The sequence below is a fragment of the Streptomyces sp. NPDC057543 genome, from assembly GCF_042801895.1.
Lineage (GTDB): Bacteria > Actinomycetota > Actinomycetes > Streptomycetales > Streptomycetaceae > Streptomyces.
Genome location: NZ_JBHVFF010000396.1, coordinates 1 through 6,016 on the forward strand (window position 1 = coordinate 1; position 6,016 = coordinate 6,016).

The window sequence follows — 6,016 nt, forward strand, 5'->3', positions numbered from 1 at the left end:
GGTCTGGTGCGTGCGATTCCAAGGCGGAGGAGGGAGGCGACGCGGAGCGTCGCCGACCGACGACAACGCGGGAAGCGTGCGTGCCAGGGCGTGGCCGCCCGGTCGGAGGTCACCCGACAGCCTCTGAGGCCGTCAGAGTTCGATGCAGGTGCGCAGCGACTCGCCGGTCCTCATCTGGTCGAGGGCGTCGTTGATGCCGTCGAGCCGAACCCGGTGGGTGATCATCGATTCGAGGTCGATACGGCCGGCCCGCCACAGCGCGATGGCCCGTTCGTACGAGCGGAGCACGTCCCCTCCCCCGTACATGGAGGGCAGGATCCGCTTCTCGTCGAAGAACAGCTCGAACATGTTGACCTGGAAGTTGTCGTCCATGGCGCCCGCACCGACGACACAGAGGGTGCCGCCGCGCCGGGTGTTCTCGTACGCCGTACGGGCGGTGGCCGACTTGCCGACGACCTCGAAGACGTAGTCGAAGCCCTCGCCCGCGGTGATCCGCTGCTTGGCTTCGGCGAGTTCGTCCGGGGACACCGCCTCCGTTGCGCCGAACCGCAGGGCCGCCTCGCGCCGGGACGCGACCGGGTCCACGGCCACGATCTGCGCGGCGCCCTGCACCCTGGCGCCCTGGATGGTGGAGATGCCGACCCCGCCGCAGCCGATCACGGCGACCGACGAACCGGCCTCCACCTGTGCGGTGTTGATGGCCGCACCGAGCCCGGTGGTCACCCCGCAGCCGATCAGCGCGGCGATCTCGAACGGCACGTCGTCGGGGATCGGCACGGCGCAGCCCGCGCCGACGACGACCTCCTCGGTGAAGGTGCCGGTGCCCGCGAAACCGAACACATCGGAACCGGCGCCGGGGCGCTTGAAGTTGGGCGTGCCCGCGTTCATGAAGCCGGCCAGGCAGAGCTGGGTCTGGCCGCGTCTGCAGGACGGACACGCCCCGCACGCGGGCAGCCAGCAGACCAGCACCCGGTCCCCCGCGCTCAGCCCGGTGACGCCGTCGCCGACGTCCAGGACCTCGCCCGCGCCCTCGTGCCCCGGGATGAACGGGGCGGGCTGCGGCAGCACCCCGCTCATCGCGGAGACGTCGGAGTGACACAGTCCGGTGGCCCGGATGCGGAGCTTGACCTTGCCGGGGCCGAAGCCCACCGCCTCGACGTCGTCGAGGACCTCCAGCTTGTCCTGGCCTATCTCGTGCAGTACGGCTGCGCGCATGGTGCGGCTCCCCTCATGGGCCTGGTGGACCTCTTGGAGTTGGTTCAGGAGTGTTCGACGAAGGTGTCGCCGAGGACCATGGCGTTGTCCCGCTCCACGGCCCTCACCTCGACCCGTACCTCGTCCCCGCCGGTCCACATCTCGATGCGGAGGGTCTCGCCGGGGAAGACGACCCCGACGAACCGGGTGCGGTAGGAGCGGATACGGGTCACATCGCCACCGAGCACCGTGTCGGTGACGGCCTTGAGCGTCATGCCGTAGGTGCACAGCCCGTGCAGGATCGGCCGGTCGAAGCCGGCGAGCCTGGCGAACTCGGGGTCGGCGTGGAGCGGGTTCCAGTCCCCGGAGAGGCGGTACAGCAGCGCCTGGTCCGGGCGGATCGGGCGCTCCACGACGTGGTCGGGGGCAATGGCGGGATGGACCGTCCGCCCGGACGGGCCGCGTTCACCGCCGAAACCGCCCTCGCCCCGGACGAAGATCTGGGCGTCGTTGGTCCACAGCGGGCCCTCGTCGTCGGCGGCCTCGGTACGCAGCACCAGTACGGCCGCCTTGCCCTTGTCGTACACGGCGGCGACCTTCGAAGTCTGTACGGCGCTGCCCTTCACGGGGATCGGCCGGTGCACCCGTACGCTCTGCGCGCCGTGCAGGACGTTGGCGAGGTCGACGTCGATGCCCGGCGAGGAGAGACCGCCGACGACACCCATGCCCGCACCCGCGACGGTGGCGAAGGAGGGCAGCACCTGGAGCCGGGACTCCAGGGTGTAGCGCAGCTCTCCGGGGTCGGTGGCCGGGTCGGCCCGGTCCGGATCGGCACCCGCGCCGATCCCCAGGTGGTAGAGCTGGACGTCCTTGTGGTCCCAGCTGATCCGGGTGGACCGGGGTTCGGCGGCGACAGCCTTTTCGGCATCAATGGGCATGGGGAAGCTGCTCCTTGATGGTGGGAAGACCTCGGCGCGGCCGTCCGCACCGTCGGCCGCACCGAGGTCGTGCGGGACCGGCCGTCACGCCCGTTCTAGAACGCGTTCTAGCCGATGACCCCATGTATAACGCAGCACTCATCCGTTGTGAAGACCGCTGCTGACGTGGCGTCAGATCAAGTGTCCGGTCGAGCTCCCGGCCATGACATATGTCATGGCGAAGTCCGTACACACACCTCTGCCGGGATGCCGGGCGCCCTCCGTAGCGTCGTGGTCATGAAGCAGACAACGGGGAGTCCGGCCGCGGTGGTCCTCACCGCGGTGGTCAAGACCTTCGGCCGGGCGGGGCGGACCGTACGGGCCGTGGACGGGATCGATCTGTCCATCGGCCGCGGCGAGACCGTGGCCCTGCTCGGCCGCAACGGCGCGGGAAAGTCCACCACCATCGGCCTTCTGCTGGGGCTGAACGAGCCGGACTCCGGCCGGGTGCGGGTACTGGGCCGGACCGCCGATCAGGCGGTCCGGGCCGGTCTGGTCGGCGCGATGCTCCAGGACGGGCGGCCCATCCAGCGGGTGACCGTCCGCGAGCTGATCACCTTCGTCGCCTCGACCTACCCGCGGCCGATGCCGGTGGCCGAGACGCTCTCCCTGGCGGGCGTCTCCGTGTACGCGAACCGGCGCATCGACAAGCTCTCCGGCGGCCAGACCCAGCGCGTCCGCTTCGCCGTCGCGCTGGCAGGCAACCCGGAGCTGATCGTCCTGGACGAGCCGACCGCCGCTCTGGACGTGGAGGCGCGCCGGACGTTCTGGGAATCGATGCGGGCCTACGCCCGGCGCGGCAACACCGTCCTCTTCTCCACCCACTACCTGGAGGAGGCCGACGAGAACGCCGACCGGATCGTCGTCGTCGACCGGGGCCGGATCGTCGCGGACGGCAGCGGCGACACGATCAGGGGCTCGGCCGGCAGCAGTCTCGTCTCCTTCGACCTGGCGGGCCGGCCGACCGGGGGCCTGGAGCTGCTGCCCGGGGTCGTGACCGTCGAGGTGTCCGGGGACCGGGCGCTGCTGCACACGGACGACTCGGACGCCACCGTCATGGAGCTGGCCCGGCTGGGCGCGATCCGTGACCTCCAGGTCTCCCGGGCCACGCTGGAGGACGCGTTCCTCTCCCTGACCTCGGCCACCGCAGTACCCGTAGTCGAATCCGATTCCGAGTCCGGCTCCGAGTCCGGCTCCCGGTCCGAGTCCGAATCCGAAGGGGAGACCGTGTGATGTACCACTACATCGTGCTCGAAATACGCCGGACCCTGCGCGACGGTTTCTTCCTGGTCTTCGGGACCGGGATGCCGGTGATGATGTACCTGCTCTTCACCAACATCGGCGGGGGCGACGGCGTCGACGGCTGGAAGACCGCCTCGATGGTCGGCATGGCCGCGTACGGGGCACTGGGCTCCGCCATGTCGATCGGTACGGGGGTCGCCTCCGACAAGACGCTCGGCTGGCTCCAGCAGCTGCGGGTCACCCCGCTCGCTCCTTCACAGGCGGTCGTGGGGCGGGCCGTCAGCGGTTCGGTGACCGTCCTGCCGACGATCCTGACAGTGCTGCTGGCCGGTGGACTGCTCAACGGAGTACGGCTGGACGCCTGGCAGTGGATCGCGCTGGCGCTGCTGCTGTGGATCGGCGCGCTGCCGTTCACGCTGCTCGGCCTCGGCAACGGCTACCGGCTCACCCCGCAGGGCACCGGGGTGGTCAACGTGGCCTGCTTGATGGGTTTCGGGGTCGTCGGCGGGCTGTGGTTCCCACTAGAGCTGCTGCCCGAATGGCTGCGCTCCATCGGCAGGTTCACCCCCGCCAACCGGTTCGCGGACCTGGGCTGGGCGACCACCGACGGGCACGCGCCCGGCACCGGAACGATCGTGGTCCTCTGTGCGTGGCTCCTGCTGTTCGGTACGTACGCCGTGATCTCGTACCGTCGGTCCGCGCGGACCGTCTGACAGGAGCGAGCATGTCCCGGAACGGATCAGGAACGTGGCGGGAACGCCGCAGGCGGCACCGCGAGGAGGGGCGTCCCGGCCCGCCCGGACCGTACTCGCTGCTGCCCTGGCTGCTGATGGGACTCGGCGGCTTCTCCAACCTCTTCCAGGGGAGGGCGCCGAATCCCTGGATCGGCGGTCTCGGGCTGCTTGTCTTCAACTCCCTCTACATCAACGTGGTGTTCCGGGGGTTCGACAAGAAGAAGCGCGAGAGCCCCGTGTCGTACGTGCTGCTCGCCGTGATGGCCCTCGTCACGTTCGGGCTGGCGATCGGGTACGGCGGCGCCTGGCTGCTGTTCTTCCCCCTGCTCTCGTTGGCCTGCGGCGTCATCCTGCGCCACCGGCAGCTGGTGGTCAGCCTGTTGGGCCTCGCGGCCGTCGCCAGTCTCGTCGCCGTCTGGCGCGGGGACAACGCCTCGGACCCGTGGACCATCGGATACGGCACCTTCATCTCGGGTGCGGTGACCGCCGCGATCCTCACCCTGTCGGAGACAGTGATGGAACTGCGGGCCACTCGGCAGGAACTGGCCCGCACCGCCGTGGAGAAGGAACGGCTCCGCTTCTCCCGCGATCTGCACGATCTGCTGGGACACACGCTCTCGGTGATCGTCGTCAAGTCGGAGGCCGCGCGCCGGCTCGCGCCGCGCGACATGGACGCGGCGCTGGCCCAGGTCGCCGACATCGAGTCCGTCGGCCGGCAGGCCCTCACCGAGATCCGGGAAGCGGTCACCGGCTACCGCGAGGGGAGCCTGGCCACCGAACTCGACCGGGCCAGGTCCGCGTTGACCGCCGCCGGGATCGCGTCGGTGGTCCGCCGCTCGGGACCGCCGCTCGCCCCACAGGCGGAGGCGCTTCTGGGCTGGGTGGTGCGGGAGACGGTGACCAACGTCGTACGCCACAGTGCCGCGACCACGTGTTCGTTCCTCGTCGACGGCACGGCCGAACGGGTCCGGCTGACCGTCACCGACGACGGCCGCGGACCGGCGGACCCGCCGCCCGCGCCCGGCGTCGGCGGTACCGGTCTGAAGGGCCTCACCGAACGTCTCGCCGCGGCGGGAGGCTCGCTCACCGCGGGTCCCGGGCCGGGCGGCGGCTTCGTGGTCGGCGCGGAGCTGCCGGTGGACACGGTGGACGCCGCCGGAAGTCCCCCCTCACCCCATACGCTGGGCCGGTGAACGAGATGCCCAGAGATCAGCGGTCCCACACGTCCGTCAGGGTTCTGCTCGCCGAGGACCAGGGCATGATGCGCGGCGCGCTCGCCCTGCTGCTCGGGCTCGAACCCGACATCGAGGTCGTGGCCCAGGTCGGCGCCGGGGACGAGATCGTGGACGCCGCGCTGCTGTCCCGTCCCGATGTGGCCCTCCTCGACATCGAACTCCCGGGCCGCAGCGGACTGGACGCCGCCGCCGACCTGCGCGAGGAGGTGCCGGACTGCCGGGTCCTGATCCTCACCACCTTCGGGCGTCCCGGCTATCTGCGCCGCGCGATGGAGGCGGGCGCGGCGGGGTTCCTGGTCAAGGACGGCCCGGTCGAGGAGCTCGCGGCGGCGATCCGCCGGGTGCTGACCGGCGAGACCGTCATCGACCCCGCCCTCGCCGCGGCCGCCCTGAGCGCGGGCCCCAGCCCGCTCACGGCGCGGGAACGGGACGCGCTGAACGCATCGGTGGACGGGGCGACGGTCGCCGACATCGCGGCGAAGCTGCATCTGTCCGAGTCGACGGTGCGTAACTACCTGTCGTCGGCGATCGGGAAGACAGGGACGCGGAACCGCATGGAGGCGGTGCGGGCCCGTTCGACCAGTGCCGGCACCCACTGGTTCATGGAGGTGACCAGGTCCTTCCAGCGGCCGCC

The 6,016-nt window shown here is 70.9% G+C and carries 6 protein-coding genes; 4 read left to right on the forward strand and 2 right to left on the reverse strand.

The genetic code is table 11. The annotated features are described in order from the left end of the window. Positions 1-132 precede the first annotated feature (132 nt). Together ACFU8Q_RS38035 and ACFU8Q_RS38040 are read right to left on the reverse strand one after the other, a co-directional pair. Positions 133-1,215, reverse strand: coding sequence for a Zn-dependent alcohol dehydrogenase (locus tag ACFU8Q_RS38035; protein ID WP_384463700.1), 1,083 nt, complete (start codon positions 1,213-1,215; stop codon positions 133-135). A gap of 44 nt (positions 1,216-1,259) precedes the next feature. Then, positions 1,260-2,132 carry a MaoC/PaaZ C-terminal domain-containing protein gene (locus tag ACFU8Q_RS38040; RefSeq protein ID WP_384463703.1) on the reverse strand — a complete coding sequence of 291 codons (873 nt, stop codon included), beginning with the start codon at positions 2,130-2,132 and terminating at the stop codon, positions 1,260-1,262. Positions 2,133-2,408: 276 nt separating this feature from the next. Between ACFU8Q_RS38040 and ACFU8Q_RS38045 the strand changes: the two genes are divergently transcribed. The 4 genes from ACFU8Q_RS38045 to ACFU8Q_RS38060 all read left to right on the forward strand — a co-directional run. Continuing rightward, positions 2,409-3,404: an ABC transporter ATP-binding protein gene (locus ACFU8Q_RS38045; protein ID WP_384463706.1), complete on the forward strand. Its 996-nt coding sequence runs from the start codon at positions 2,409-2,411 to the stop codon at positions 3,402-3,404. After that, positions 3,404-4,126 carry an ABC transporter permease gene (locus tag ACFU8Q_RS38050; protein ID WP_384463709.1) on the forward strand — a complete coding sequence of 241 codons (723 nt, stop codon included), beginning with the start codon at positions 3,404-3,406 and terminating at the stop codon, positions 4,124-4,126. Before ACFU8Q_RS38045 ends, ACFU8Q_RS38050 begins: the two co-directional genes overlap by 1 nt. A gap of 11 nt (positions 4,127-4,137) precedes the next feature. Continuing rightward, positions 4,138-5,340, forward strand: a complete 1,203-nt coding sequence (locus ACFU8Q_RS38055; RefSeq protein ID WP_384463712.1) for a sensor histidine kinase — start codon at positions 4,138-4,140, stop codon at positions 5,338-5,340. A gap of 5 nt (positions 5,341-5,345) precedes the next feature. After that, positions 5,346-6,016: response regulator transcription factor (locus ACFU8Q_RS38060; RefSeq protein WP_384463715.1), on the forward strand; the 671-nt coding region annotated here is incomplete at its 3' end.